General features: G+C 71.2%; 24 protein-coding genes and 1 riboswitch. Of the genes, 15 read left to right on the top strand and 9 right to left on the bottom strand.

What is annotated here, in order from left to right:
• Window positions 1-52 precede the first annotated feature (52 nt).
• From AC2DFQ_RS10130 to AC2DFQ_RS10095, 8 genes are all read left to right on the top strand, one after another.
• Entirely contained in the window at window positions 53-1,567 is a 1,515-nt protein-coding gene (locus AC2DFQ_RS10130) for a fumarylacetoacetate hydrolase family protein (protein WP_484533797.1), read from the top strand.
• A complete protein-coding gene (locus AC2DFQ_RS10125) occupies window positions 1,564-2,286 on the top strand; it encodes a GntR family transcriptional regulator (protein WP_484533796.1) in 723 nt (240 codons plus the stop codon). Before AC2DFQ_RS10130 ends, AC2DFQ_RS10125 begins: the two co-directional genes overlap by 4 nt.
• 13 nt (window positions 2,287-2,299) lie before the next feature.
• Window positions 2,300-3,829 (top strand): 5-carboxymethyl-2-hydroxymuconate semialdehyde dehydrogenase, encoded by a 1,530-nt coding sequence (gene hpaE / locus AC2DFQ_RS10120; RefSeq protein ID WP_484533795.1) that lies wholly within the window; start codon window positions 2,300-2,302, stop codon window positions 3,827-3,829.
• A 26-nt stretch (window positions 3,830-3,855) separates the two neighbouring features.
• Window positions 3,856-5,022: a 3,4-dihydroxyphenylacetate 2,3-dioxygenase gene (hpaD, locus tag AC2DFQ_RS10115; RefSeq protein WP_484533794.1), complete on the top strand. Its 1,167-nt coding sequence runs from the start codon at window positions 3,856-3,858 to the stop codon at window positions 5,020-5,022.
• A gap of 119 nt (window positions 5,023-5,141) precedes the next feature.
• Window positions 5,142-5,927, top strand: a complete 786-nt coding sequence (locus tag AC2DFQ_RS10110) for a fumarylacetoacetate hydrolase family protein (RefSeq protein WP_484533793.1) — start codon at window positions 5,142-5,144, stop codon at window positions 5,925-5,927.
• Complete coding sequence (locus AC2DFQ_RS10105; RefSeq protein WP_484533792.1) at window positions 5,912-6,715, top strand: HpcH/HpaI aldolase family protein; 804 nt, start codon at window positions 5,912-5,914, stop codon at window positions 6,713-6,715. The genes AC2DFQ_RS10110 and AC2DFQ_RS10105 overlap by 16 nt, the downstream gene beginning before the upstream one ends.
• Before the next feature lie 62 nt (window positions 6,716-6,777).
• Entirely contained in the window at window positions 6,778-7,575 is a 798-nt protein-coding gene (locus AC2DFQ_RS10100) for a transglutaminase-like domain-containing protein (protein WP_484533791.1), read from the top strand.
• Window positions 7,576-7,613: 38 nt separating this feature from the next.
• On the top strand, window positions 7,614-8,198 hold the full coding sequence (locus AC2DFQ_RS10095; protein WP_484510600.1) for a hypothetical protein: 585 nt from the start codon (window positions 7,614-7,616) through the stop codon (window positions 8,196-8,198).
• Window positions 8,199-8,300: 102 nt separating this feature from the next.
• On the opposite strand, the gene AC2DFQ_RS10090 is transcribed toward AC2DFQ_RS10095, so the two are convergent.
• Both AC2DFQ_RS10090 and glyA read right to left on the bottom strand, forming a co-directional pair.
• Window positions 8,301-9,182 (bottom strand): bifunctional methylenetetrahydrofolate dehydrogenase/methenyltetrahydrofolate cyclohydrolase, encoded by an 882-nt coding sequence (locus AC2DFQ_RS10090; RefSeq protein ID WP_484533790.1) that lies wholly within the window; start codon window positions 9,180-9,182, stop codon window positions 8,301-8,303.
• A 142-nt stretch (window positions 9,183-9,324) separates the two neighbouring features.
• A complete protein-coding gene (gene glyA / locus AC2DFQ_RS10085) occupies window positions 9,325-10,599 on the bottom strand; it encodes a serine hydroxymethyltransferase (RefSeq protein WP_484533789.1) in 1,275 nt (424 codons plus the stop codon).
• 73 nt (window positions 10,600-10,672) lie between these two features.
• Window positions 10,673-10,758: riboswitch (ZMP/ZTP riboswitch) on the bottom strand.
• Between the two features lie 49 nt (window positions 10,759-10,807).
• Here glyA and AC2DFQ_RS10080 point away from each other — a divergent pair.
• Genes AC2DFQ_RS10080 through AC2DFQ_RS10065 form a run of 4 tightly spaced genes read left to right on the top strand, consistent with a single transcriptional unit; the run spans window position 10,808 to window position 15,225 of the window.
• Window positions 10,808-12,304, top strand: a complete 1,497-nt coding sequence (locus AC2DFQ_RS10080) for a family 20 glycosylhydrolase (protein WP_484533788.1) — start codon at window positions 10,808-10,810, stop codon at window positions 12,302-12,304.
• Window positions 12,301-13,452 (top strand): N-acetylglucosamine-6-phosphate deacetylase, encoded by a 1,152-nt coding sequence (nagA, locus tag AC2DFQ_RS10075; protein WP_484533787.1) that lies wholly within the window; start codon window positions 12,301-12,303, stop codon window positions 13,450-13,452. The genes AC2DFQ_RS10080 and nagA overlap by 4 nt, the downstream gene beginning before the upstream one ends.
• 25 nt (window positions 13,453-13,477) lie before the next feature.
• Window positions 13,478-13,864 carry a YrdB family protein gene (locus AC2DFQ_RS10070; protein WP_484533786.1) on the top strand — a complete coding sequence of 129 codons (387 nt, stop codon included), beginning with the start codon at window positions 13,478-13,480 and terminating at the stop codon, window positions 13,862-13,864.
• A complete protein-coding gene (locus AC2DFQ_RS10065; RefSeq protein WP_484533785.1) occupies window positions 13,861-15,225 on the top strand; it encodes an FAD-binding oxidoreductase in 1,365 nt (454 codons plus the stop codon). The genes AC2DFQ_RS10070 and AC2DFQ_RS10065 overlap by 4 nt, the downstream gene beginning before the upstream one ends.
• Window positions 15,226-15,241: 16 nt before the next feature.
• Here the strand turns inward: AC2DFQ_RS10065 and nagB are convergent, their stop codons facing one another.
• The 6 genes from nagB to AC2DFQ_RS10035 all read right to left on the bottom strand — a co-directional run bounded on the left by nagB (window position 15,242) and on the right by AC2DFQ_RS10035 (window position 21,340).
• On the bottom strand, window positions 15,242-16,021 hold the full coding sequence (gene nagB, locus AC2DFQ_RS10060) for a glucosamine-6-phosphate deaminase (RefSeq protein WP_484533784.1): 780 nt from the start codon (window positions 16,019-16,021) through the stop codon (window positions 15,242-15,244).
• Entirely contained in the window at window positions 16,014-16,934 is a 921-nt protein-coding gene (locus AC2DFQ_RS10055) for an ROK family protein (RefSeq protein WP_484533845.1), read from the bottom strand. Before AC2DFQ_RS10055 ends, nagB begins: the two co-directional genes overlap by 8 nt.
• Before the next feature lie 35 nt (window positions 16,935-16,969).
• Entirely contained in the window at window positions 16,970-17,821 is an 852-nt protein-coding gene (locus AC2DFQ_RS10050; RefSeq protein ID WP_484510592.1) for a carbohydrate ABC transporter permease, read from the bottom strand.
• The gene (locus AC2DFQ_RS10045; protein ID WP_484533783.1) at window positions 17,818-18,810 is read right to left on the bottom strand and encodes a carbohydrate ABC transporter permease; all 993 of its coding nucleotides are present in this window, start codon (window positions 18,808-18,810) and stop codon (window positions 17,818-17,820) included. The genes AC2DFQ_RS10050 and AC2DFQ_RS10045 overlap by 4 nt, the downstream gene beginning before the upstream one ends.
• A 72-nt stretch (window positions 18,811-18,882) precedes the next feature.
• Entirely contained in the window at window positions 18,883-20,121 is a 1,239-nt protein-coding gene (locus AC2DFQ_RS10040; protein ID WP_484533782.1) for an extracellular solute-binding protein, read from the bottom strand.
• Window positions 20,122-20,185: 64 nt separating this feature from the next.
• Window positions 20,186-21,340: an ROK family transcriptional regulator gene (locus AC2DFQ_RS10035; protein ID WP_484510589.1), complete on the bottom strand. Its 1,155-nt coding sequence runs from the start codon at window positions 21,338-21,340 to the stop codon at window positions 20,186-20,188.
• 187 nt (window positions 21,341-21,527) lie between these two features.
• Here AC2DFQ_RS10035 and AC2DFQ_RS10030 point away from each other — a divergent pair, with 187 nt between their 5' ends.
• The 3 genes from AC2DFQ_RS10030 to AC2DFQ_RS10020 all read left to right on the top strand — a co-directional run bounded on the left by AC2DFQ_RS10030 (window position 21,528) and on the right by AC2DFQ_RS10020 (window position 24,503).
• Entirely contained in the window at window positions 21,528-21,995 is a 468-nt protein-coding gene (locus AC2DFQ_RS10030; protein ID WP_484510588.1) for a hypothetical protein, read from the top strand.
• A gap of 66 nt (window positions 21,996-22,061) precedes the next feature.
• Window positions 22,062-23,507: a L,D-transpeptidase family protein gene (locus AC2DFQ_RS10025; protein ID WP_484533781.1), complete on the top strand. Its 1,446-nt coding sequence runs from the start codon at window positions 22,062-22,064 to the stop codon at window positions 23,505-23,507.
• Window positions 23,508-23,534: 27 nt separating this feature from the next.
• Window positions 23,535-24,503, top strand: coding sequence for an acetylxylan esterase (locus tag AC2DFQ_RS10020; RefSeq protein WP_484510586.1), 969 nt, complete (start codon window positions 23,535-23,537; stop codon window positions 24,501-24,503).
• 51 nt (window positions 24,504-24,554) lie between these two features.
• Here the strand turns inward: AC2DFQ_RS10020 and AC2DFQ_RS10015 are convergent, their stop codons facing one another.
• On the bottom strand, window positions 24,555-26,774 hold the full coding sequence (locus AC2DFQ_RS10015) for an NADP-dependent isocitrate dehydrogenase (protein WP_484533780.1): 2,220 nt from the start codon (window positions 26,772-26,774) through the stop codon (window positions 24,555-24,557).
• Between the last annotated feature and the right edge of the window lie 3 nt (window positions 26,775-26,777).

The raw sequence follows: 26,777 nt of genomic DNA, 5'->3' as shown, positions 1-26,777 counted from the left end.
GCCGGCAGATAATATACGATTTCGAATACGACGCAAGGGCGAAGGAGCTCGGATGACCCCGACGGACAGCGCGGACCCCCGTTTCGCGGCGCTGCGCGCCCGCCCCGGCAAGATCGTCGCGGTGCATCTGGCCTACGCCTCCCGCGCCGACCAGCGCGGGAGGCGACCCGCCCATCCCTCGTACTTCCTCAAGCCGTCCAGCTCCCTCGCTCCCACCGGTGCCAGCATCGAGCGACCGCATGGCACCGAGCTGCTCGCCTTCGAGGGCGAGATCGCCCTGATCATCGGCCGGCCCGCGCGCCGCGTGGGCGTGGACGAGGCGTGGGCTCATGTGGAGGCCATCACCGCCGCGAACGATTTCGGCCTCTACGACCTCCGCGCCAACGACAAGGGCTCCAACGTCCGCTCCAAGGGCGGCGACGGCTACACGCCCCTGGGTCCGGCCCTCATCGACGCCCGCTCGGTCGACCCGGCCGCGATCCGCTTGCGCACCTGGATCAACGGTGAGCTCAGGCAGGACGACACGACAGCCGGGCTCATCTTCTCCCTCCCCCAGATGGTCGCCGACCTGTCCCAGCACTTCACGCTGGAGACGGGGGATGTCATCCTCACCGGCACCCCGGCAGGCTCCAGCGTCGTCATCCCCGGAGATCGTGTGGAAGTCCAGGTCGACGCGGGCGACGCCTCGACGGGTCGCCTCGTGACCACCGTCGTGCAGGGCGCGCACGCGTTCGACGCCTCCGTTGGATCGCTTCCCGCGATCGACGACACGCAGCGCGCGGAGGCCTGGGGGTCGCGCGAGGCGGCCGGCCTCCCGCTCGACGACGCTCCCCCGGCCGGTGAGCCGGGGAGCGACGCGGCCGGGCCCCCGCGCCTGTCCGCCGAGCTCCGCGACAAGCTCATGCGCGTCCCGGTGGCGGGCTTGTCCGCGCAGCTGCGCAAGCGCGGGCTCAACAACGTCACGATCGACGGTGTCCGCCCGATGCATCCCGGAACCAAGGTCGTGGGGCTCGCCCGCACCCTCCGGTTCGTCCCGAACCGCGAAGACCTGTTCGCCTCCCATGGCGGCGGCTACAACGCGCAGAAGCGGGCGTTCGACGCGGTCGGCGAAGGCGAGGTGATCGTCATCGACGCACGAGGCGAAACGGGCTCCGGCACCCTCGGCGACATCCTGGCCCTCCGCGCCCACGCCCGCGGCGCGGCCGGCATCGTCACCGACGGAGGCGTCCGCGATTACGACGCCGTGGCCGAGATCGGCCTTCCCGTGTTCTCGAGCGGCGCCCACCCCGCGGTCCTCGGCCGCAAGCACGTGCCGTGGGAGCACGACGTCGCGGTGGGATGCGGCGGAACCACGGTCGAGCCCGGGGACGTCATCGTCGGTGACAGCGACGGCGTGATCGTGATCCCGCCCGCCCTGGCCGAAGAGATCGCCGACGCTGCCCTCGCCCAGGAGGACGAGGACGCCTGGATCGCCGCGCAGGTGAAGGCGGGGCATCCGGTGGACGGACTCTTCCCGATGAACGCGCAGTGGCGCGCACGATACGAGGACGAGCGGACCGACTCGTGACCCTTCGACAGGCTCAGGAACCGCGACAGGCTCACGAAGCGACCGACACGTCCCGCAGCAAGTCGCAGCAGGCCTACTCCTGGATCAAGGACCGGATCTCCGGCCAGCAGTTCACCGCCGGCTACCGGCTCGTGCTCGGCTCCATCGCGTCCGAACTGGGAATGAGCGTCGTGCCCGTGCGGGAGGCGATCCGCCAGCTCGAGGCCGAAGGCCTCGTGACGTTCGAGCGCAACGTCGGCGCACGCGTGTCCATGGTCGACGACGCGGCATACCGATTCAGCATGCAGGCCCTCAGCATCCTCGAGGGCGCTGCCACGGCGCTGTCGGCACGGGCGCTCACCGTCGACGACGTGCGACGCGCCCGCGCGATCAACGAGCGGATGATCGAGACGCTCGACGACTTCGACCCACGGGCGTTCACCTCGCTCAATCAGGAGTTCCACGCGACGCTGTTCGAGCGCTGCGCGAACCCGCGCATGCTCGAACTCGTGCGCGCGGAGTGGGGGCGCCTCGGTCACCTGCGCGAGTCCACCTTCACCTTCGTGCCCGGCCGCGCCGCCGAATCCGTGCGCGAGCACGAGCACATCCTCGGCCTCATCGAGACCGGGGCGCCGCTCGCCGACATCGAGCACGCGTCCCGCCGGCACCGTTCGGCCACCCTCGACGCCTATCTGACCCACGAGCATCCCGGCGAGGCCCTCGGCCTCCCGGCGTTCTGAACAGGAGCACACCATGACCGACGTCCAGGCCACCTCGCGCCACATCCCCGCCGATCTGCCCACGCGCATCCAGCACTACATCGACGGACAGTTCGTGGACTCCGTCGACGGCGACACCTTCGATGTGCTCGACCCCGTGACCAACGAGACCTACCTGCAGGCCGCCGCCGGCAAGAAGGCCGACATCGACAGGGCCGTCGCCTCCGCCCGCCGCGCGTTCACCGACGGACCGTGGCCGCGGATGCTGCCGCGCGAGCGGTCTCGCATCCTCCACAGGATCGCCGACCTCGTCGAATCCCGCGACGCGCGGCTGGCGGAATTGGAGAGCTTCGACTCGGGCCTGCCGATCACGCAGGCCCTCGGCCAGGCGCGCCGCGCCGCGGAGAACTTCCGGTTCTTCGCCGACCTGATCGTGGCGCAGACCGATGACGCGTTCAAGGTGCCCGGGCGCCAGATGAACTACGTCAACCGCAAGCCCATCGGCGTCGCCGGGCTCATCACGCCGTGGAACACCCCGTTCATGCTCGAGTCGTGGAAGCTCGGCCCCGCCCTGGCCACCGGCAACACGGTGGTGCTGAAGCCCGCCGAGTTCACGCCGCTGTCGGCGTCGCTGTGGGCGGGCATCTTCGAGGAGGCGGGTCTCCCGCAGGGTGTGTTCAACCTCGTCAACGGTCTCGGCGAAGACGCCGGCGACGCGCTCGTGAAGCACCCCGATGTGCCGCTGATCTCCTTCACGGGCGAGAGTCGCACCGGACAGACAATCTTCGGCAACGCGGCCCCCTTCCTCAAGGGCCTGTCGATGGAGCTGGGCGGCAAGTCGCCCGCGATCGTCTTCGCCGACGCCGACCTGGAGGCCGCGATCGACGCGACCATCTTCGGAGTGTTCTCCCTCAACGGCGAGCGCTGCACCGCGGGCAGCCGCATCCTCGTCGAGCGTCCGGTCTACGACGAGTTCGTCGAGCGCTACGCCGCGCAGGCCAAGCGCGTGATCGTCGGCGACCCGCAGGACCCGGCGACGGAGGTCGGCGCGCTCGTGCACCCCGAGCACTACGACAAGGTCATGAGCTACATCGAGATCGGCAAGACGGAGGGCCGCCTCGTCGCCGGCGGCGGACGCCCCGACGGCTTCGACACCGGCAACTACGTCGCTCCCACGGTGTTCGCGGATGTCGCCCCCGACACCCGCATCTTCCAGGAGGAGATCTTCGGACCGGTCGTGGCGATCACGCCCTTCGACACCGACGAAGAGGCGCTCGCCCTGGCCAACGGCGTGCGGTACGGCCTGGCCGCGTACGTGTGGACGAACGATCTGAGGCGATCGCACAACTTCGCGCAGGCGATCGATGCCGGCATGGTGTGGCTCAACTCGAACAACGTCCGCGACCTCCGCACGCCGTTCGGCGGCGTGAAGGCGTCCGGTCTGGGTCATGAGGGCGGCTACCGCTCGATCGACTTCTACACCGACCAGCAGGCGGTGCACATCACCCTCGGCGCCGTGCACAACCCCACCTTCGGCAAGTCCGACGCCGCCGCATCCCACTGACCCGCCATCCACGCAAGGACGCTGACATGAGCAACCGCGACGACATGACCCTCACCTCCTCCGGCTTCTACGTCTCCCAGGAGGCGCCCATCGTCACGGGCGATCCCGTGCCGACGCCGTCGGCGCCGGCACCCGACATCCTCCGCTGCGCGTACATGGAGCTCGTCGTCACCGATCTCGCGCGCTCCCGCGCGTTCTACGTCGATGTCCTCGATCTGGTCGTCACCGAGGAGGACGAGAACACGGTCTACCTCCGCAGCATGGAGGAGTTCATCCACCACAACCTCGTGCTGCGGAAGGGGCCGGTCGCCGCCGTCGCCGCCTTCTCCTATCGCGTGCGCACTCCCGAAGACCTCGACAAGGCCGTCGACTTCTACACCGAGCTGGGGTGCCGCGTGGAGCGTCGTGCGGAGGGCTTCACGAAGGGCATCGGCGACTCGGTGCGCGTGGAGGACCCGCTGGGGTTCCCGTACGAGTTCTTCCACGACGTCGAGCACGTCGAGCGCCTCGCGTGGCGGTACGACCTCTACACCCCGGGCGCTCTCGTGCGCCTGGACCACTTCAACCAGGTGACCCCCGACGTGCCGCGCGCGGTGGCGTTCATGCAGGACCTCGGCTTCCGCGTGACGGAGGACATCCAGGACGAATCCGGCACCGTCTACGCTGCGTGGATGCGCCGGAAGCCCACGGTGCACGACACCGCCATGACCGGCGGCGACGGCCCGCGGATGCACCACGTCGCCTTCGCCACGCACGAGAAGCACAACATCCTCGCCATCTGCGACAAACTCGGGGCGCTCCGCCGCTCCGATGCGATCGAGCGGGGCCCCGGCAGGCACGGCGTCTCCAACGCGTTCTACCTGTACCTGCGCGACCCCGACGGGCACCGCGTGGAGATCTACACGCAGGACTACTACACCGGCGACCCCGACAACCCCGTCGTGACGTGGGACGTGCACGACAACCAGCGCCGGGACTGGTGGGGCAACCCGGTCGTCCCCACCTGGTACACCGAGGCATCTCTCGTGCTCGACCTGGACGGCAATCCGAAGCCGGTCGTCGCGCGCACCGACACCTCGGAGATGGCGGTGACCATCGGCGCCGACGGCTTCTCGTACACCCGCCACGACGAGGGCCCCGAATCCATGCCCGAGTACAAGCAGGGCGAATACAAGCTCGGCCACCAGCTGTAACCCCCGCCCCCGCCCACTGCTGCATGTCTCACTTTCCGCACAACATGTCTCACCATCTGCAGGTTCAGAGGCTGTCTTCTGCGGAAAGTGAGACACGATAGGCCGAGGAGGCCATACGGATGCTGCCATCAGAGACCATCGACGCGATCGCGGCGGAGCTGGCCGAGGCCGACCGCACCCACGGCGTGATCCCGCGCCTCACCGCGCGGTACCCCGACGCCACGGTGGAGGACGCGTACGCGATTCAGCGGGTGTGGCGTGACGCCAGGATCGCGAGCGGCCACCGCCTGGTCGGACGCAAGATCGGCCTGACCTCCAAGGTCATGCAGGCCGCGACCGGCATCAGCGAACCCGACTACGGCGTCATGTTCGACGACACCGTGTGGGACAACGGCGCCGTGATCCCGCACGCCGACTTCTCCAACGTCCGCATCGAGGTCGAGCTGGCGTTCGTGCTGGCCGAGCCGCTCGAGGGTCCCGGCTGCACCCTGTTCGACGTGCTGCGGGCCACCGAGTACGTCGTGCCCGCGCTCGAGGTGCTCAATTCGCACATCGAACTCGAGGGCCGCACCATCGTCGACACGATCTCGGACAACGCCGCCTACGGCGCTCTCGTGCTCGGCGGCAACCCGACACCGCCGGATGCGGTCGACCTGAGGTGGATCTCGGCGCTGCTGTACCGCAACGAGACGATCGAGGAATCGGGCGTCGCCGCCGCCGTGCTCAACCACCCCGGCGCCGGCGTCGCGTGGCTGGCGAACAAGCTCGCCCAGCACGGCGACCGGCTGGAGCCGGGGGAGATCATCCTCGCCGGCTCATTCACGCGCCCCATGTGGGTTCACCCGGGCGACACCGTGCTGGCCGACTACGGCCCGATGGGGACGATCGCATGCCGCTTCATCTGACCCCGACGTTCCGCGACGCCCTCGCCGCCGCATCCCGCCCTCTCGCGGGAATGTGGGTGTGTTCGGGCAGCCCCCTGGTCGCCGAGATCTGCGCCGGCGCGGGCTTGGACTGGCTGCTCATCGACATGGAGCACTCCCCCAACGGCCTCCAGAGCGTGCTCGCGCAGCTGCAGGCGGTAGCCGCCTACCCCTCCACGCCGGTCGTGCGCGTGCCGATCGGCGATGTCGTGACCCTCAAGCAGGTGCTCGACCTGGGCGCGCAGAACATCCTCGTGCCCATGGTGTCCACCGCCGACCAGGCGCGGGAGCTCGTCTCGGCGGTGCGTTACCCCCCGCGCGGCGTCCGCGGGGTGGGGTCGGCGCTGGCGCGATCCGCCCGCTGGAACCGGATCGACGGCTACCTCGCCGACGGCGATTCCCATGTCTCGCTGTTCGTGCAGGTCGAGACCGTCGAGGGCGTGGAAGCCGCGGGCGACATCGCCGCCGTGGACGGCATCGACGGGGTGTTCGTCGGACCCAGCGACCTCGCCGCATCCCTGGGGCTTCTCGGGCAGCAGACCCATCCCGATGTCGTCGCGGCGGTGCAGCGCGCGTTCGAGGCCGTGCGCGCCGCCGGCAAGCCGGTGGGCGTCAACGCGTTCGATCCCACCGCCGCGCAGGCGTACCTGGACGCGGATGCGGCGTTCGTGCTCGTGGGCGCCGACGTCGCGCTTCTCGCGCGCGGTTCGGAGGCGCTCGCCCAGCGCTGGGTGCCGGCCGGAGACGACGCCGGGCGCGCCAGCTACTGAGCGGGTGGAGATCGGGGCCCCGCCCGGCCCCGGCCGCGCAGCGGATGTGACACGCTGGCATCATGCAGCGGGATGTCGCCAGCACCATCGTTCTGACCGTCACCGAATCGGCCGATCTCGTGTTCGCGATCGCGGTGTCGGCGGTGTACCCGTCGGTGTCCGAGCGGCTCGTCGCGTCGCTCGACGGCGCAGAGGCCGAGGTCGAAGAGCTTCCCGACGCGCACGGCACGCGGCTGCACCGCATCCGCTGCGCCCCGGGACGCCTCGAGGTGTCCTACACGGCACGGGTGGACCAGCCGGCGGATGACCTGCCCACGTCGCCGACCGATCTCCTCGTCTATACCCGCCCGAGCCGGTACGCCGAGTCCGACGCCCTCGGGCCCACCGCGTGGGCGGAGTTCTCCCGCATCCGCGACACGGGCGATCTGCTCGCGGCGGTGTCGTCGTGGGTGGGAACCGAACTGGCCTACGTCTCCGGGTCGAGTCAGGTCACCGACGGCGCGGTGCAGACACTCCTCAACCGGCGCGGAGTGTGCCGCGACTACGCGCACCTGTGCGTCGCGCTGCTGCGGGCGCGCAACATCCCCGCACGGATGGTGTCGGTCTACGCCCCCGGCTTGGCGCCGATGGACTTCCACGCCGTGGCCGAGGCGTGGGTGGACGGTGCGTGGCGGGCGGTGGATGCGACGACCCTCGCGCCGCGCGCGTCACTCGTGCGCATCGCCACCGGACGGGATGCCGCCGACACGGCCTTCCTCACGGTCGCCGCAGGGCGCGCGACGCTGGAGAGCATGACGGTGACGGCGGTCGTCGACCGCCTGCCCGATGACGACGTGACCGAACTCGTGCAGCTGGCCTGAGGGGTCACGCCGCGGGCATCCTGTGTCACGCTTGACATATGAGGGCCTGGATCATCCGCTTCGTGTCGTTGTACATCTTCGATGTCATCGTGCTGCTGCTCATCGGCGCGCTGGTGCCGGGCGTCCGCGTGGGGTGGTCGGCGCTGTGGGCCGGCGTCGTGCTGGCCGCGGCCACGATCTGGCTGAAGCCCCTGATCCACCGGATCTTCCGGTCGGTGGCCGCGCGATCGGCCGCGCGGCGCTCGTGGATCGCGGAGAAGCTCGTGCAGTACCTGGTGGTGCTGGCCGTGGCGGCGACGATCTGGGTGATGCTCGTGCTGTTCACGGGCGTGAACGTGCGCGGCTTCGTCTTCGGATGGTTCGTGCCGCCGATGTTCCTCCTTATCGCGTGGGCGATCTACGACCTCGTCGACGACCGGATCGAAGCCCGCACGGGGGCGCTGTACGACCGCGCCGTCGGCGGACGCCGCTCACGCGCTTCCGCGGACGGTTCGGCAGCGCCCATCCCGTCCTCCGGAGGCTCGGCGGCCTCGACGCCCGGCCGGCCCTCCGCATCCTCACCCCGCCCGCGTGCCGATGACGGCCTCACCGACGAGCAGCGCCGCATGCTCGACGGGCTCTGACGCCCGGCCCTCGCGAGAGTTCACGCTGCCGTCCAGACCGTGACATTCTGCGGCGGTCTCGTCGGCAGCGTGCAGTCTCACGGTTCCCGGATGGCGCGGGCGTCAGGATGCGGCGCGCTCGGCGGCCTCGACGACGTTGGTCATGAGCAGCGCCACGGTCATCGGGCCCACCCCGCCCGGGTTGGGCGAGAGCCACCCGGCGACCTCGGCGACGTCGGGGGCGACGTCGCCGTAGACGCGGCTCTTACCCGTCTCGGGGTCGGTCTCGCGCGTGACGCCGACGTCGAGGACGGCCGCGCCCGGCTTGACGTCCGCGGCCCGGACGATGTGCTTGACGCCGGCCGCCGCCACGATGACATCGGCCTGGCGGAGGTGGTGGGACAGGTCGGTGGTGCCGGTGTGGGTGAGGGTCACCGTCGCGTTGATCTCGCGGCGGGTGAGGAGGAGCCCGATCGAGCGGCCGATCGTGACCCCGCGCCCGACGACGACGACGTCCTTGCCGGCGAGGTCGTAGCCGTTGCGCTGCAGCAGCTCGATGACGCCGCGGGGCGTGCACGGCAGCGGCGTCGTGATGGGCGCGTTGACGTTGAGCACGAGGCGGCCGAGGTTCGTCGGATGCAGCCCGTCGGCGTCCTTCGCGGGGTCGATGCGCTCGAGGATCGCGTCGGTGTCGAGGTGCGTGGGCAGCGGGAGCTGCACGATGTACCCGTGGCACGCCGGGTCGGCGTTGAGGGCGTCGATCGCCGCCTCCACGTCGGCCTGCGACGACTCGGCGGGGAGCTGGACCTGGATCGAATTCATGCCGATCGCCTCGGAGTCGCGGTGCTTCATCCCGACGTACAGCTGCGAGGCGGGGTCCGCCCCCACGAGCACCGTCGCGATGCCCGGGGTGATGCCGCGTTCCTTCAGCGCCAGGACGCGCTCGGCGAGCTCCGCCTTGATCTCCGCTGCCGCGGCCTTCCCATCGAGCCTGATCGCGGTCATCCGTGTCTCCTCTGTGTCCTTCTCCCCGGTCCTTCTCCCCGCGAGAATCCAGCTACCCGCCGAGAATCCGGCAGTGCGCGGGATGTTCGCCGCACACATCGATTCTCGCGGATCGGGGGGACGCCCGCGGGGGCCGGGGGGGTCACTGGTGCAGGCCGGGGTAGAGGGGGAAGGCGGCCGTCAGGGCCGCCACGCGCGTGCGCAGCGCCTCGACATCGGCGCCGGGCAGGAGCGCCAGCGCGATGACGTCGGCCACCTCGGTGAACTCCGCGTCGCCGAACCCGCGGGTCGCCAGCGCCGGCGTGCCGATGCGCAGACCCGAGGTCACCATCGGCGGGCGCGGGTCGTTCGGCACCGCGTTTCTGTTGACCGTGATGTGGATCTCGTGGAGCAGATCCTCGGCCTGCTTGCCGTCGATCGCGGCGTCTCGGAGGTCGACGAGCACGAGGTGCACATCCGTTCCCCCCGAGCGCACCGAGATGCCGGCAGCGGCGACGTCCGCCTGCGTCAGTCGCTCGGCGATGATCGCGGCTCCGCGGATGGTGCGCTCCTGCCGCTCACGGAACTCCGGGGTCCCCGCCAGCTTGAACGCGGTCGCCTTGGCGGCGATCACGTGCATGAGCGGACCGCCCTGCTGCCCCGGGAAGACGGCGGTGTTGAGCTTCTTCGCCAGGTCGGGGTCGTTGGTGAGGATGAAGCCCGACCGCGGTCCGCCGATCGTCTTGTGCACGGTGGATGACACGACGTGCGCGTGCGGCACGGGGTTCGGGTGCAGCCCCGCGGCGACGAGGCCGGCGAAGTGGGCCATGTCGACCCACAGGAGCGCGCCGACCTCGTCGGCGATCTCGCGGAACCGCGCGAAGTCGAGCTGACGGGGGTAGGCCGACCAGCCGGCGATGATGACCTTCGGCTGGTGCTCGACGGCGAGGCGGTGCACCTCATCCATGTCGATGATGGATGTGTCGGGGTCGACCCCGTACGCCACGATGTTGTAGAGGCGGCCGGAGAAGTTGATCTTCATGCCGTGCGTGAGGTGCCCGCCCTGGTCGAGCGACAGACCGAGAAGCGTGTCACCGGGGCGCGCGATGGCGTGCAGCACCGCGGCGTTCGCCGTCGCGCCGGAGTGCGGCTGGACGTTGGCGAACTCGGCGCCGAAGAGCGCCTTGGCGCGCGCGATCGCCAGCTCTTCGGCCACGTCCACCTCTTCGCAGCCGCCGTAGTAGCGGCGCCCGGGGTAGCCCTCGGCGTACTTGTTGGTCAGCACCGAGCCCTGCGACTGCAGCACCGAGACGGGAACGAAGTTCTCCGACGCGATCATCTCGAGGTATCCGCGCTGGCGGTCGAGCTCGCGCTCGAGCACCTGGGCGATCTCGGGGTCGACCTCGGAGAGCGGGGCGTTGAAGGACGGGTCGGACACGGTGGTCTCCTCGGACGTCGGCAGAATATCTGCGGTTGCTGGGTCGACCCGCGACGCGGGCTGACGGAACACCTACATCGGCCCAGGCGTGCGGTCGAATGCCGTCGTACGGTCGCTCCCCGGTGGTGGCCCACCTCAACGCCAGTCGCGACAGTGTCAGCCTAGCGCGTCGCCGATAAAGTGGGGCAACGCCATTCGAAGGAGCGCCGTGCCGACACCGCCCCTGGTGCCCTATCCGCTGTCGCTGCGCGAAAGCCCTCGGGCGGAGCCGTTTCCGCTGGCCGGCGCCACGGTGGCCGGCGAGACCGACGCAGTCGCGGAGGTGACCCGGCTCGTCAGCGCCCGCACGGGAATCGACCTCGCGGCAGCGCCCGACGGCGTCATCCGGCTCGTCATCGCGCCCGGCGGCGCGGCGGAGTCGTACCGCATCGCCGTGGATGCGGCATCCGTCGCCGTCACGGCAGCCGACGCTGCGGGCCTGTTCTACGGCGTGCAGACCCTCGCGCAGCTGGTGCGCCGCGACGAGGCGGGGTGGGTGATCCGGGCGGCCGAGATCGAGGATGCTCCGCGGTTCGGCTACCGGGGAATGATGCTCGACGTGGCCCGCCACTTCTTCGGCGTCGACGACGTCGTGGCGCTGATCGACCGTGTCGCGTCGCTGAAGTGCAACCACCTCCATCTCCACCTCACCGACGACCAGGGCTGGCGGCTCCAGCTGCGCTCGCGCCCCGAGCTGACCGCGCGGGCCTCCAGCGGCGGCGTGGGCGGAGACGGCGGCGGCTTCTACACGCGCGCCGACTACGCCCGGATCGTGGCGTACGCGGCGTCCCGCCACATCACGGTCGTTCCCGAGGTCGACATCCCCGGGCACACGCACGCGGTGGGGCTGGCGTATCCCGAGATCGCCGCCGAGCCCGTGATCACCGACGCCGTCCGCGCGACCGCGGCGGAGTTCGGCGGCGGGCTCCCCGAAGCCGGCCGCGCCTACACCGGCATGGCGGTCGGGTTCTCGTCGCTGCGAATCGACGACGAGCGCACGTACGCGTTCCTCGCCGACGTCTTCGGCGAGCTCGCGGCGCTGACGCCCGGCCCCTACCTGCACCTCGGCGGCGACGAGGCCCTCGGCACCCGCGCGGATGAGTACGCCGCCATCGTCTCGCGCGCGGTGGGCATCGTCGCCGCCACGGGCAAGATCCCCATCGTGTGGCACGAGGCCGCCGCGGTCGCCGACCTGCCGTCCGACCTCGTCGCGCAGTACTGGGGGTTCGTGCGTGCCGAGGGCGGCCTCTCCCCCATCGGACGCGCGGAGTCGGTCATCCTCTCCCCCGCAGACGCGGTGTACCTCGACATGAAGCCGGAGGCGGACTTCCCGCTCGGCCTGGCCTGGGCGAACGGCCCCACGAGCGTCGAGCGGGCCTACGCGTGGGAGCCCGACGGTCTGCTGCCCGGCGTGGATGCCGAAGACATCCTGGGCGTCGAGGCGCCGCTGTGGACCGAAACGGTGCGCACGCTCGCCGACATCGACGCGCTCGTCTTCCCGCGCCTGGCCGCCGCCGCCGAGATCGCGTGGTCCCCCGCCCCGGCCGCCTCCTCGGAGCGGACGTGGGCCTCGTTCCGCGATCGGGTGGCGGGGCTCGCGCCGCTGTGGACGGCCGCGGGCATCGGCTTCACCCGGTCGCCGGAGATCCCGTGGCGCGCGGCATGAGTGTCGTCGTGCATTCGGCCCGGCTCGTGGACGACGGTGCGGCGACGGATGCGGCGTGGGTGCGGTTCGCCGACGGCCGGGTCGCCGCCTCCGGTGTCGGCGACACCTGGCGCGACCTGCCCGCCGGCGATGAGGTCGTGGATGCCCGCGCGGTCGCCGGTGTCGGCGCCATCCTCTCGCCCGGTTTCGTGGACATCCATGGTCACGGCGGTGGCGGATACGCGTTCGACGACGGCGGCGACGCGATCCGCGCGGCCCGCGCCCTGCACCGGCGACACGGCACCACGAGCGCCGTGGCGTCCCTCGTCAGCGCACCACTGGGCGAGCTCGCCCGCCGTGCCGCGGTGGTGGCGGAGGTCACCCGCACCGACGCCGACGTCCTCGGCTCCCACCTCGAGGGGCCGTTCCTCGACCCGGCGCATCGCGGCGCGCACGACCCGGCCGCGCTCGCCTCCCCCGTGGCGGTGGACGCCCTCCTGGCAGCCGGCGCGGGCACCATCCGGCAGATGACGCTCGCCCCCGAGCTGCCGGGTGCCTTCGAGGCGATCCGCGTGCTCACCGACTCCGGCGCCGTCGCCGCGGTCGGGCACACCGGGGCGGACGCGACGCTCGCGGCAGCGGCGTTCGACGCGGGCGCCCGCCTCCTCACGCATGCCTTCAACGGCATGCCGGGGTTGCATCACCGATCCCCCGGGCCCGTCGGGGCGGCGGTGTCGGATGCCCGCGTGACCCTCGAGGTGATCGCCGACGGGGTGCACGTGCACCCCGACATGGTGCGGATCGCGTTCGCGGCCGCTCCGGGGCGCATCGCGCTGGTCACCGACGCGATGGCGGCCACCGGGGCCGGGGACGGGCGGTACGCCCTGGGCGGCCTCGACGTCGTGGTCACCGGCGGGGTGGCACGGCTCGTGGACGGCGGCTCGATCGCGGGGTCGACACTCACGCAAGACGTCGCGGTGCGGGTGGCGGTGGCCGCGGGAGTCGACGCGGCCGAGGCCCTCCGCGCGGTCACTGCGACGCCGGCGCGGGCGATCGGCGTGGACGGCGACGTGGGGCATCTGCGCCCGGGCAACCGCGCCGACGCCGTGCTCCTGGACGCCGGGCTGATCGTGCGGCAGGTCTGGTCGGGCGGCGCGCCGGTGCTCTGAGCGGCCCCGCCGTAGAATGGCAGGCATGACCGACACCCCTCGCGTGCGCGCCGAGACCCCGCCAGAACCCGGCACGCGCCCCGCCCTGTCGGTCGTCGATGTCGTGTCCGTCCTCTGCGGCGTTCTCGCGTTCGGCACGCTCGCACTGTGGGGCTTCACCGCGTGGGCGTTCCCGTGGAACCTCGTCTTCGGCATCGGCGCTCCCGTCCTCGCCCTCCTCGTGTGGGCCCTGTTCGTCTCCCCGCGCGCCGTGCTGGCCGTGCACCCCTTCGTGCGCGCCGTCGTGGAACTGCTGGTCTATCTGTCGGCGACGATCGCCTGGTGGAGCATGGGTCAGCCCTGGATCGGGCTCGGCTTCGGCGTGGTGGCCGTGGCCTTCGGCCTCGTCGTCGGCCGGCGGCGTCTCGGGTGACCGCCGACGTCGTCGCACGCCTCGTCGCCGCCCTCGGCGAGCGCGTCGACATCTCCGACGAAGCCCGAACCGCCGCGCGCGCGGACAAGTCCGGCCACGCCGCCGCAGGGATGCCGCTGGCCGTCGTGCACGCCGCCTCGGTCGACGACGTGCAGGCCGTGATGCGAATCGCGACCGCGACGGGCACACCGGTCGTCCCCCGCGGCGCGGGAACGGGCCTCGCCGGCGCCGCCAACACCGGTACCGGCGAGATCTCGCTGTCGCTGCGCCGGATGGACCGCATCCTCGAGGTGCGCCGCGACGACCTCCTCGCCGTCGTGGAACCGGGCATCCTCAACGCCGACCTCAACGCAGTGCTGGCCGAGCAGGGCCTGTGGTGGGCACCCGACCCCGCCAGCCGCGCGATCTCGACGGTCGGCGGCAACATCGCCACCGGCGCGGGCGGCCTCCTGTGCGCCAAGTACGGCGTCGTGCGCGACGCGGTCCTCGGCGTCGACCTCGTGCTGGCCGACGGACGCCTCCTTCGCCTCGGACACCGCAGCGTCAAGGGGGTCACCGGGCTCGACCTCACCTCCCTCGTGATCGGCTCCGAGGGGGTCCTCGGCATCGTGGTGGCGGCGACGCTGAAACTCCGGCGTCTCGTGCCGGGCGAGGTGCGGACACTGTCGGCCACCTTCCCCGACGTGCGCGCCGCCGCCGTCGCATCCGCCGCCGTCACCGCCTCGGGCGTGCAGCCGGCGATCATGGAGCTGATGGATGCGGCGACCCTCGCCCGCACCCACGCCTACCTGGGTCTGCCGGCCCCGGCCGCCGGCGCCGCCCAGCTGCTCATCCAGACCGACGGACCCGCCGCGACGGTCGAGGCCGACGCGATCGCCGCCGTGCTCGCTGCCGCCGGAGGCGCCGTCGTCATCGCTGCCGACACCGCCCGGGCCGAGGAGCTGCTGCTCGTCCGCCGCTCGATGCATCCCGCGTGGGAGCAGGCCGGCACGACGCTCATCGAGGACGTCTCGGTGCCGCGCAGCGCCCTCCCGGCGATGTTCGACGCGATCGCTGACATCGAGCGCCGTCACGGCGTCGCGATCCCCACCGTCGCGCACGCCGGCGACGGCAACCTGCATCCGAACTTCGTCTTTCCCGGACCGGACGTTCCCGAGGCGATCTGGGAGGCCGCCGGCGAACTCTTCCAGGCCGCACTGGCCCTGGGCGGCACGCTCACCGGAGAGCACGGAGTCGGCGTGCTCAAGCGTCGGTGGCTGGTGGACGAGCTGGGCGAGGATCAGTGGCAGCTGCAGCGGCAGATCGCGCGCGTGTTCGACCCCGCCGGCATCCTGAACCCCGGCAAGGTCTTCGCGCCCTGACCCCGCGCTCGGGTGGCTAGAGTCCCTGCCACTCGGGCTTGCGGGCGAACGTGTCGCGGTAATAGTCGGCGAAGCGCAGCGCCGCCGCGGCATCCTCGTCGACGACGACCGTGACATGCGGATGCAGTTGCACCGCCGACGCCGGAAGCGAGGCGGTCAGCGGCCCCTCGAGGGCTGCGGCGACCGCCTCGGCCTTGCCCGTGCCGAACGCGAGGAGCACGAGGTGGCGCGCCTGCAGGATCGTGCCGAGGCCCTGCGTGATGCAGTGCTGCGGCACGTCGTCGACCGAGTCGAAGAACCGGGCGTTGTCGAGGCGGGTCTGCCGCGTCAGCGTCTTCACGCGGGTGCGGGAGGCGAACGATGACCCCGGCTCGTTGAAGCCGATGTGGCCGTCGGTGCCGATGCCCAGGATCTGCAGGTCGACGCCGCCGGCCTCGGAGATCGCGCGCTCGTAGTCCTCCCCGGCGTGCTCGATGCCGTCCAGAGAGCCGTCCGGCACGTGCACCCGGCGCGGGTCGAGCCCGAGCGGTTCCACGACCTCCCGCTGGATGACGGATCGGTAGCTCTCCGGATGCTGCGGATCCAGGCCCACGTACTCGTCGAGGGCGAACCCGCGCACGTGCGACACGTCCACCCCGGCGAATCGCTCCCGGAGCGCCTGGTAGACCGGAAGCGGGGTGGAGCCGGTGGCAAGACCCAGCACGGCATCGGGGCGCCCACGCACGAGACGCGCGATCTCGTCGGCGACGAGCGCTCCGGCCTCGGCACGGTCGGACACGATCACGACTTCAGCCACGACTGAGCACCTCCTCCGGCGCGGCTCCGATGAGCGCGGCACCCAGCGCGGCGGCGGGCGAGCCCGCCGGCAACAGTTCGACCCGGTGCTCCAACCCTAGCGATTGCAGGAACGGGGATGCGGCCGCGCTGTCCGCCAGCGCTGCCCGCACGTCGGCGGTCAGGCGCGGCGCGAGCGCGGTGAGCCCGCCACCGAGGACGACGGCGTCGGCGTCGGCGGTCAGCACCAGGATGCGGACGGCTGCAGCGACCCCGCGCGCGAGATCGGCGCGCAGCATCCGGGCCTGCGGATCGCCCGCGTCGGCCGCATCGAACACCGCGCGGACCGGCAGCGGAGCCGCCCGTCCCCACCGCTCGGCGACGGAGGCGCCGCCGGCGAGCGCCTCGATGCATCCGCGCTGCCCGCATCGGCACGGGGGGCCGGCGGGGTCGACGGAGATGTGGCCCACCTCCCCCGCCGTTCCGCGGGCGCCACGCCAGAGCTCCCCATCGACGACGAAGCCCGCGGCGATGCCGGTGCCGAGGTTGAGGTAGGCCATGGCCCCCTCCGCGCCGTGGAGCGCGTAGGCGCCTGCCGCGGCGGCCTTCACATCGTTCTCCACGCGGACGGGCACCCCGAGAGCGCGAGCGAGGGTCGCCGCCACATCGAGCCGCTCGATGCCGAGGTTCACGGCGTGCACGATGCGCGATCCGCCGCGCTCCACCTGCCCCGGCATGCCCACGCCGACCGACGTCACCCGCTGCCGGGCCATCGACGGCTGCGCGGCGAGGTCTTCCACGACCGCGAGGATGCCCCGCATCACGGCATCGGCGCCCCACCTCGTCGCGTGCCGCACCCGCGCGACGACGACACCTGCCGCGTCCAGTGCGACCGCGTCGGTCTTGGTTCCGCCCACGTCCAGTCCGACGCGGATGCCGGGCGTCGCATCCGCGGACGGGAGCGCCCCCATCACCCCTTGACCGCCCCGGAGACGAGGCCGCTGGTCATGCGGTGCTGGACGATGAGGAAGAATCCGACGACCGGGAGGGCGACGAGGGTGGAGCCGGCCATGAGTTCTGCCCAGTTGATGCCGCCGTTGGGATCGAGGAACGTCCGCAGCCAGACGGGCAGTGTCATGGCCTCTGGGCGGGGGTTGAGCACCAGCGCGAACACGAACTCGTTCCATGCCTGGATGAACCCGAACACCCCGGTGGCGACCAGCCCGGGCGCCAGCAGCGGGAACGTGACGCGCCAGAACGCCTGCGCGCGGCTGAGGCCGTCGATCATCGCCGCCTCTTCGAGTTCGACCGGGATGCCCTGCACGAAGCCGCGGAGCGTCCAGATGGTGAACGGCAGAACGGTGGCGACGTAGACCGCCGTCAGCCCCACGACGGTGTTCAGCAGCTGCCATCCGTCCACGAGCCGGAAGATCGAGATGATCATCGCCTCGGCCGGGATCATCTGGACCACGAGGATCGTCACGAGGAACGCCCCGCGGGAGCGGAACCGGAACCGCGACACGGCGAGGGCTGCGAGGAACGCGAACACCAGCGCGACGAAGACGGTCAGCAGCGCCACGGCGAGGGAGTTGCCCAGGGCCGGCAGGAACGGGGCGCGGTCGGCGCGGAAGATGACCCCGGCGTAGTTCTCCAGCGTGGCGTTCTCGGGCCAGAAGTGCAGGTCGCTGCCACGCACCTGCGCGTTCGGCTGCAGCGAGGTGTTCACCATCCAGTAGACGGGGAAGGCGGAGAAGGCGAAGACGACGATGGCGGCGGCACCGGCCAGCAGCGACCCGGCGCGGTGACGCGTCCGCGCGGTCACAGCGTCTCCTCCTTCACGGTGCGGCGCACGTAGAACGCCGAGAGCGCCACCAGCAGCAGCACGACGAGCACGGAGATCGCCCCGCCGGCACCGAAGTCGCCCGATCCGAGTGAGACGCGGTAGATGTAGACGCCGAGGGTGTTGGTCTGCTCCGCGATGCCGCCGATCGACTGGAGGGAGTAGATCTGCGTGAAGACGCGGAGGTCCCAGATCACCTGCAGGATCATCACGACCGTGAGGATCGGGCGCAGGTAGGGCACCACGACGAGGAAGAACCGCTTGGCCGCGCCCGCGCCATCCAGCTGCGCCGCCTCCATCACCTCGTCGGGCACCTGGGTGAGGCCGGCGTAGACGGTGAAGGCGACGAACGGCACGGCGCCCCACACGATGATCACCGTCGCCACGAGGAAGAAGCTCTCCGGTGCGAGCAGCCACGAGTGTTCGTCGAAGGGCAGGCCGAACCCGTTGCTCAAGATGTGGTTGAGCACCCCGTACTGCGTGTCGAAGATCCAGCCCCACACGATGGTCGCCGACAGCGGGGGCATCGCCCAGGCCAGGAGGAGCCCGATCGACACGAGCGTGCGGAGCACCGCGCCGAGCCGTCGCATGAGCAGGGCGATGAGGATGCCGAGGAGCATCGTCAGCACGACGCAGACGGCCGCGAAGGCCAGCGAGCGCGAGAGCACCTGCCAGAACTCCGGGTCGGTCAGCACGGCGACGTAGTTGCCGACGCCGATGAATTCCGGCGGCCGGCCGAACACCTGCGCTCGTCCGAACTCCTGGAACGACATCACCACGAGCTGCACGAGCGGCCAGGCCGACAGGAGGGCCAGGGCGACGAGTGCCGGCAGCAGCAGCGCGTACGGGGTGAACCCCCCGCGGCGTCTGCGCCCGCGCCCCGGCCGCCCCCGCGATGGTGCAGGCGCGACCAGCCGTTCTCCGTCCACGCCGCTCACGGCGGGCGCGAGATCGCTCCGCAGGGGTGTCATGGCATCTCCCGTGTGTCGGTCGCTCTCCTGCGCGAGAACGGAGAGCCGGCGGTTCCGCCGGCAGGAGGGGCGTCATCCGTTGAGGATGTCTTCGATCCTGGTGTCCACCTCGGCGGCGAGCACCGGCAGATCACCGCCCTGGGCGACCTGGACGAAGAAGTCCTCCAGCACCCGCGACGCCTCGACCTCCGCCCAGTTCGGCGAGGGCGGGGTCAGCTTCGCGTTCGCGGCGGCGGTGGTGAACGCCTCCGCCTCCGCGCTGTCGCCCAGCGTCGAGGCGAGGGACTGCTTGGCCGGGATGAGACCGTTCTCGCCGTAGATCGTCTGGAACTCGTCGCTGAGCATGATCTCCAGAGCGCTCATGGCGAGCTCGGGGTTCGCCGACCGCGCGGAGATGCCGATGTTCGACCCGCCCGCGAAGGCCTGCGCCACCCCGCCGTCCGCACCGGGCAGGGCGTAGACGAAGGGCGCCGCCGGCGGGTTGTCGGTCTCGCACTCGCTCGCCAGACCCAGCGCCCAGTTCGGCGCCGAGAACTGGATCGCGGCGCCCTCGCAGTAGGGCGTCCACGGCTCCGCGTTGTCGCCGTCCTCGGGGGCCACCGACGCGTTCATCATGAGGGCCTGCACCTGCTCGAGACCGGCGAGCGACTCCGGCGAGGAGAACTGCGCGTCCCACTCGTCGCCGTCCTGCACGGCGATCTCGCCGCCGTTCTCCCAGATGAACGGGAGGGCGTTGTACCAGTCCTGACCGGCGAAGTAGATGCCGGACGTGCCCGGGTTGGCCGCGGCCAGCTCCGTCGACTGCGCGACGTAGTCCGCCAGCGTCGCCGGAGCCGCCGACATGAACGCCGGGTCGGCGAAGACCACGCGCGCTCCGGAGTACAGCGGCGGGGCGTAGAACGCCCCCTCGTACGAGCCGGCCTCGACGAACCCGGGGAGCAGGTCGTCGCCACCGAGGTCGTCGTACATGTCGGTGATGTCCAGCAGCGCCCCCACCGAGGTGAACGCGGGGGCCTGCGTGTTGCCGAACTCGACGATGTCCGGGCTGTCGGAGCTGGACAGGCTGGTGGTCAGTTTGTCGACGAGACCGTCCCAGGTCTGCTCCTCGATCACGAGGGTGGCGTCGGGGTTCTCCTCTTCGAAGGTCTCGATGAGGTAGTCCCTGGCTTCTTCGGGCGCGTCCGTTCCGTTCAGCCATACGCGGATCTCGGCGCCGTCGCCGTCTCCGCCGGCACTGCCACCACCGGCGCAGCCGGCGAGTGCCACTGCCGACGCGCCGACGAGCGCGAGGGAAGCGAGCTTTCTGTTCATGGTGCCTTCCTTCATGGTTTCTGTGGGGCAGGGATCGAGCCGAAGCTCTCGGATGGCCGGATGTTCAGGACACCCCCAGACGTCCGGACAGGACCATGACGGCCGCACCGCGCAGGACGATGTCCCGCCCGTGCTCCGTCATCCGCACCCGGACGCCGTCGTGGAACTGGGCGAGCGTGCGGGCACGAAGGGTCTCGGCGGTGGAGTCCGCGAGGGCGCCGCCGAGGAGTTCGGGAGGACCGGAGAGGACGATCTCCGACAGGTCCAGCGCGCCCACGACGGGAGCCAGCGCGATGCCGAGCCTCTCCCCCGCATCGCGGAGCACGCCGTCGCGGTCCGCCGCCGATGCACCCTCCAGGCGCGCCGACAGAGCCGGGACCGACAGCCACGCCTCGAGGCATCCGACCTTGCCGCACACGCAGCGCGGGCCGCCGTCGGTGCCGACGGTCACGTGCCCGATCTCGCCCGCGGCGAAGCGTCCGCCGCGCATCGGCCGTCCGCCGGCGAGGAGGCCCGACCCGACGCCGCGCCCGACTTTGACCAGCAGCACGTCGTCGCGCGAACCGCCGAAGGTGTACTCGGCGAGGACGGCGGCGTTGGCGTCGTTGGCCACGAGGACCGGCAGACCGAGTGCATCCGACAGCGCGGATTGCAGGTCCAGCCGTTCCCACCCGAAGGTCGGGGCGGTCAGCACGACCCCGGCATCGTCCACGACACCGGGCGAACCCACTCCGATACCCAGAACCGGGGCGTGCGAGTCAGCGACCAGGTCGCGGGCCAGGTCGGCCACGATGCCGACGACGTCCGCACCGGCGGGGGGAACGGGGACGGAGCGCCGCGCCACGATCTCCCCGTCCACGGTCAGCACCGCACCGAGGATCGCGTCGCTGCCGGACAGGTCGATGCCGACGATGCGGTGTCCGGCGCGGTCGACGTCGACGAGCATGGCGGGCTTGCCGGGGCGCGAGGACTCCCGCATCCCCTGCTCCGCGACGTAGCCCTCGGCGATCAAGGCGGCAACCAGGTCGGAGATCGTGACGCGCGTGAGTCCCGTCTCCCGTGCGAGGTCGGCCCGGCTCATCGCCCCGCGGGAGAAGAGCGTCTGCAGCACCAGCGACCGGTTGTGCGTGCGAGCCTGCTCGGGGAGCACCTTCCCGTTCGGGCGGAGCGCGCGGTTCACCCCGAAGGCGCGGGAGGCGGTCTGACGAGAACTGCTCACGTTTGTTAGTAGACCTTACGAACTAACCGAGCGCAAGACCCCGTCTGTCCGCGCCGCGGGCTCTCCCCGCTCGCCCTCACGGACCTGCGCGAAAGGTCATACCGAAGGATGACGAACGCTATCCCGGAAGGATGACAGCGGCAGCTCGATGCCGCCTAGCGTAGAAATCTCGCTGAAGGAGCACCTGATGAAGACACGCCACGCTCTCGGTGCGGTCGTGCTGGCCGCCGGTCTCGCCCTGAGCGGGTGCGCAGGCACCCCCACCTTCACCGCGACCGCCGGAGTATCCGGTGCGTCGACGGACGCTCCGGGGGACGGCGGTCAGTCCACCGCCGACGCGTGCGCCATCGTCGCCCAGTCGATCGACGAGGCGACGGCGGCGTTCTCCGCGGCGTCCCCGGACGACCCGGACGCCGTCGTATCGGCGCTCGAGTCCGCATCCGGTGAACTGGTCAGCCTCTCGGAGCAGGTGACCAACGACGACATCGCCGCGTTCCTGCCGGCGCTCCGGGCGACGTTCGGCCTGGCCGCCGAAGCGGTGGCCGCCGCCGCCGCCGGCGACCCGTCACGGATGGGCGAGGTCACCGAGCTCGGCACCTCCTTCCAACAGGCCGCCTCCACGTACGAGGACCTGTGCCTGGGCGACCGACCGTGATAGGAACGTTGCCCCCGGGGTGCGTGTCCTCCCTTACCATGAATGAACGAGAAGGGGTGCCACGACATGACGGATCTGGCAACACGACCGGATGCCGGTGAGGAGGGCGCGCACGACGCGACCCCCGCAGGTGACGGCGACGGTCCGGCGTACGCCTGGGCACCGACCGATGGCGGCACGCGCAAACGCCGCGCGGCGCTGTGGATCGGCATCCCCGCCGGAGCCACCGTCATCGCGCTCGTCGCCGCGTCGCTCGTGCTGATCGCCCCCGGCACGGCCGTTGCCGGAGTGCCGGTGGGCGGGATGACCGCAGGCGCGGCCGCGGACGCCATCGCGACGCGTCTGGCCGACACCACGCTCGTGCTCGAGACCGACGAAGGCGAATTCACCGTCACCGGCGCCGAGCTGGGCGCCACGGTGGACGCCGATGCCGCCGCCGAGGCGGCGTTCGCGGCCCATCCGATGTGGAATCCGTCCGGGTGGTTCCCCGGCGAGATCGACGCGCCCGTCGCCCTCGACGAGGCGCGTGCCACTGAGACGCTGCGCAGCGTCGCGGGAGCGCTGTTCGTCGATCCCGTCGACGCCGCCGTCTCCTTCGACGCCGCATCCGCCAGCTACGCGGTCACCGACGCGGTACCCGGTCAGGGCATCGACCTCGAGACGGTGCGCGCCGCCCTCGAGCGCACGTTCGACTCCGGCACCACGACGGGTTCGTTCGAGGTGGCCGTCGTCCCCGTCGAACCCACCGCGACGACGGAGGAGGCCGCGGCCGCCGCCGGCGGCCTGAACGGCATGCTCGACACGGTCGGGTTCTACGTGGGTGAGGAGCGGACCGTTCCCGTCGACCGCGCCGTCGCCGCATCCTGGCTGACCGTGGGCGTGGAGGACGGCGGCTTCGTCGTCGACGCCGACCCGTCCGCCATCCAGCCCGTCGTCGACGGCCTGCCCGCCGCCGTCCTGCGCGATCCGGTCAACGCCACCGTCATCGCGGACTCGGCCGGAGCGGTGCTGCGCGAGCAGACCGCAGGCGTCACCGGCCGCGCACTGGAGAGCACCGACGGGATCGCCAACCAGTTCGCCACGATGCTCAGCGACGGACAGGCGGCCTTCCCGCTGACCGTCACGGAGACGCCCTTCACGACGACGAACCTGGTCCGCCGGATCGACGCGAACCTCAGCACGCAGCGGGTCACCCTGTACGAGAACGACCAGGTCGTGCAGTCCTGGGCGGCCTCGTCGGGGCTCCCCGGGTCGGCCACCCAGCCGGGCAACTTCCGCATCGGATGGAAGACCCCGATGCAGGACATGGGTTGCTTCGACGGTGCCCCCTACTGCACCGAGAACGTGCCGTGGGTGGCGTACTTCAACGGCGACCAGGCGTTCCACGGCGCGTACTGGCACAACAACTTCGGCAACCCGATGAGCCACGGATGCGTCAACCTCCCCGTGAACGCGGCGAAGTTCCTCTACGACTGGGCACCCAAGGGCACGCAGGTCTCGGTGCACTACTGAGCGTCGCCCCCGCGCTATGGTGACGGGGTGCCGCGTTTCGACCTTCCGCTGACCGAACTCGAGCAATACGGCCCGGAGGTGGCCGAGCCCGACGACTTCGATGCCTTCTGGGGGCGCACGCTCGCCCAGTCACGGGCGGTCGGCGGGGAACCCGTCATCACGCGCGCGCCCACCATGCTCCGCACCGTGGACGTGTGGGATGTGACCTTCCCCGGATTCGCCGGAGACCCCATCAAGGCGTGGTACCTGCGCCCTGCGGGGCGCGACGAACTGCTCCCGGTGGTCGTGGAGTACCTGGGCTACGGCGGCGGGCGAGGCCTCCCCGTGGACCGGCTCGGGTGGTCGGCCTGCGGCTACGGGCACCTCATCGTCGACACCCGCGGCCAGGGCTCCGGGTGGGGATCGGGCGGTGACACCGCCGATCCGCACGGCGCCGGCCCCGCCTCCCCCGGCTTCATGACGCGCGGCATCGACGACCCGGTCGACTACTACTACCGCCGTGTGTTCACCGATGCCGTCCGCGCGGTGGACGCGGCGCGCGTCCTCCCCGGTGCCGACCCCGACCGGATCGCGGTCGCCGGCGCCAGCCAGGGCGGCGGCATCGCGCTGGCAGCCGCCGGGCTGTGCTCGGGCCTGGTCGGGGTTATACCCGACGTGCCCTTCCTCTGCCACTTCGAGCGCGCGGTGGGCCTGACCGACCGCGATCCGTACCACGAGATCGTGCGGTACCTCTCCGTTCACCGCGGCGCGGAGGAGCGGGTGTTCCGCACGCTGTCGTACATCGACGGCGTGAACTTCGCCAAGCGCGCGGATGCCCCGGCGCTCTTCTCCACCGCGCTGATGGACCTCACCTGCCCGCCGTCGACGGTGTTCGCCGCCTACAACGCCTACGCGGGCCCACGAGACATCGACGTGTTCCGGCACAACGACCACGAGGGCGGCCAGTCGTACCAGCTCACGCGACAGGTCGCGTGGCTGGCGGAGCAGCTGGCCTGAGACGACGAAGAGCGGATGCCGAGGCATCCGCTCTTCGTGTGGGAAGGCCGCTCAGCCGATCGCGTCGACGATCGCGTTGAGGGTGGCCGAGGGGCGCATGATCTCGCGCACCTTCTCCTCGTCGGGGTGGTAGTACCCGCCAATGTCGACCGGGGACCCCTGCACGGCGAGGAGTTCGTCGACGATCTCCTGCTCCTTGGCAGCGAGCGTCTCGGCGATCGGGCCGAACACCTCGGCGAGGTCGGCGTCCGACGTCTGCTTGGCCAGCTCCTGCACCCAGTACAGCGTCAGGTAGAAGTGGCTCCCGCGGTTGTCGAGGCTGCCCAGCGCCCGCCCGGGCGACTTGTCGTTCTCGAGGAAGGTGCCGGTCGCCGCATCCAGCGTGTCGGCGAGGACCTGAGCCCGTGCGTTCCCCGTGGTCTGCGCGAGGTGCTCGAGCGAGGCGGCGAGGGCGAAGAACTCGCCGAGCGAGTCCCAGCGGAGGTAGTTCTCGGAGAGCAGCTGCTGGACGTGCTTGGGAGCGGACCCTCCCGCGCCGGTTTCGAACAGTCCGCCGCCGGCCAGCAGCGGCACGATCGAGAGCATCTTGGCGCTCGTGCCGACCTCGAGGATGGGGAACAGGTCGGTGAGGTAGTCGCGGAGCACGTTCCCGGTGACCGAGATCGTGTCCTCCCCACGGCGGATGCGCTCCAGCGAGTAGCGCGTGGCCTCGACCGGCGGGAGGATCTCGATCGTGAGGCCCTCGGTGTCGTGATCGCCGAGGTAGGTGTTCACCTTCTGGATCAGCTGCGCGTCGTGGGCGCGCGTGGCGTCCAGCCAGAAGACCGCGGGCGCCCCGGTGGCACGGGCGCGCGACACGGCGAGCTTGACCCAGTCGCGCACCGGCACGTCCTTGGTCTGGGTCGCGCGCCAGATGTCGCCCGGTTCGACGGTGTGCTCGAGCAGCACGTCGCCGGCGGAGTTCACAACCTGCACGACACCGGGGTCGGCGATCTCGAACGTCTTGTCGTGGCTGCCGTACTCCTCCGCCGCCTGGGCCATGAGCCCCACGTTGGGGACGGTGCCGATGACGGCGGGGTCGAGGGGTCCGTGCGCGTTGACGTCGTCGAAGACCGCCTGGTAGATCCCCGCGTAGGACGAGTCCGGGATGACCGCGAGCGTGTCGTCCTCGCCGCCGTCGGCACCCCACAGCTTGCCGCCGTTGCGGATGAGGGCGGGCATGGATGCATCGACGATGACGTCGGAGGGGACGTGCAGGTTGGTGATGCCCTTGTCGGAGTTCGTGTACGACAGCCGCGGTCCGCGTTCGATGTCGGCGGCGATCGCTGCGGCGATCTCGTCCCCGCCGTCGACCGCCGGGAGGCCCGCGAGGATCGCGCCCAGGCCGTCGTTCGCGGTGAGGCCGGCCGCGGCGATCGCGTCGCCGTACCGGTCGAACACGTCGGCGAAGTACGCCTTCACGACGTGGCCGAAGATGATCGGGTCGCTGACCTTCATCATCGTGGCCTTCAGGTGCACGGAGTACAGCACGTCGTCGGCCTTGGCCGTCTCCAGGGTCTCGGCGAGGAACGCGTCGAGGGCCTTCGCGGAGAGGAACGTGGCATCCACGATCTCCCCGGGGAGCACCGTGAGTCCGTCCTTGAGGGTCGTCACGGTGCCGTCGGCGGCGACGTGCTGGATGGTGAGCACGTCGTCGTCGGGGATCACGACCGAGGCCTCGTTGGCGCGGAAGTCATCGTGTCCGAGGGTCGCGACGCGGGTCTTCGAGCCCTCCGGGAACGCCTTGTTGCGGTGCGGGTGCTTGCGGGCGTAGTTCTTCACCGACAGCGGCGCACGGCGGTCGCTGTTGCCCTCGCGCAGCACCGGGTTCACGGCCGACCCCTTGATGCGGTCGTACCGTGCCCGGATGTCCTTCTCCTCGGGCGAGCCGGGCTCGTCGGGGTAGTCGGGGATGTCGTATCCCTGCCCCTGCAGTTCGGCGATCGTCGCCTTCAGCTGCGGGATCGAGGCCGAGATGTTCGGCAGCTTGATGATGTTGGCCTCGGGCAGGGTCGCCAGGCCCCCCAGCTCGGCGAGCGCGTCGCCCACCTGCTGCTCCGGCGTCAGTCGCTGCGGGAAGGCAGCCAGGACGCGCCCCGCGAGCGAGATGTCGCGGGTTTCCACCTCCACTCCTGCCTGGCGGGTGACCGCCTGCACGATGGGGAGGAAGGATGCGGTCGCCAGGGCCGGAGCCTCGTCGGTGTGGGTGTAGATGATGGTGGAGTCGGGCACGTG

This window comes from Microbacterium sp. Z11_20, assembly GCF_057197605.1.
This window is presented reverse-complemented; position numbering and strand designations above follow the sequence as displayed.

What these genes read in the sequence shown, in the direction of transcription:
- AC2DFQ_RS10095 (WP_484510600.1), top strand. Translation starts at nt 7,614, where the DNA reads ATGAGGGCCTGGATCATCCGCTTCGTGTCGTTGTACATCTTCGATGTC.
- AC2DFQ_RS10110 (WP_484533793.1), top strand. Translation starts at nt 5,142, where the DNA reads ATGCTGCCATCAGAGACCATCGACGCGATCGCGGCGGAGCTGGCCGAG.
- AC2DFQ_RS10040 (WP_484533782.1), bottom strand. Translation starts at nt 20,121, where the DNA reads ATGAACAGAAAGCTCGCTTCCCTCGCGCTCGTCGGCGCGTCGGCAGTG.
- AC2DFQ_RS10105 (WP_484533792.1), top strand. Translation starts at nt 5,912, where the DNA reads ATGCCGCTTCATCTGACCCCGACGTTCCGCGACGCCCTCGCCGCCGCA.
- nagA (WP_484533787.1), top strand. Translation starts at nt 12,301, where the DNA reads ATGAGTGTCGTCGTGCATTCGGCCCGGCTCGTGGACGACGGTGCGGCG.
- AC2DFQ_RS10025 (WP_484533781.1), top strand. Translation starts at nt 22,062, where the DNA reads ATGACGGATCTGGCAACACGACCGGATGCCGGTGAGGAGGGCGCGCAC.
- AC2DFQ_RS10070 (WP_484533786.1), top strand. Translation starts at nt 13,478, where the DNA reads ATGACCGACACCCCTCGCGTGCGCGCCGAGACCCCGCCAGAACCCGGC.
- AC2DFQ_RS10100 (WP_484533791.1), top strand. Translation starts at nt 6,778, where the DNA reads ATGCAGCGGGATGTCGCCAGCACCATCGTTCTGACCGTCACCGAATCG.
- hpaD (WP_484533794.1), top strand. Translation starts at nt 3,856, where the DNA reads ATGAGCAACCGCGACGACATGACCCTCACCTCCTCCGGCTTCTACGTC.
- AC2DFQ_RS10090 (WP_484533790.1), bottom strand. Translation starts at nt 9,182, where the DNA reads ATGACCGCGATCAGGCTCGATGGGAAGGCCGCGGCAGCGGAGATCAAG.
- AC2DFQ_RS10045 (WP_484533783.1), bottom strand. Translation starts at nt 18,810, where the DNA reads ATGACACCCCTGCGGAGCGATCTCGCGCCCGCCGTGAGCGGCGTGGAC.
- AC2DFQ_RS10130 (WP_484533797.1), top strand. Translation starts at nt 53, where the DNA reads ATGACCCCGACGGACAGCGCGGACCCCCGTTTCGCGGCGCTGCGCGCC.
- hpaE (WP_484533795.1), top strand. Translation starts at nt 2,300, where the DNA reads ATGACCGACGTCCAGGCCACCTCGCGCCACATCCCCGCCGATCTGCCC.
- AC2DFQ_RS10030 (WP_484510588.1), top strand. Translation starts at nt 21,528, where the DNA reads ATGAAGACACGCCACGCTCTCGGTGCGGTCGTGCTGGCCGCCGGTCTC.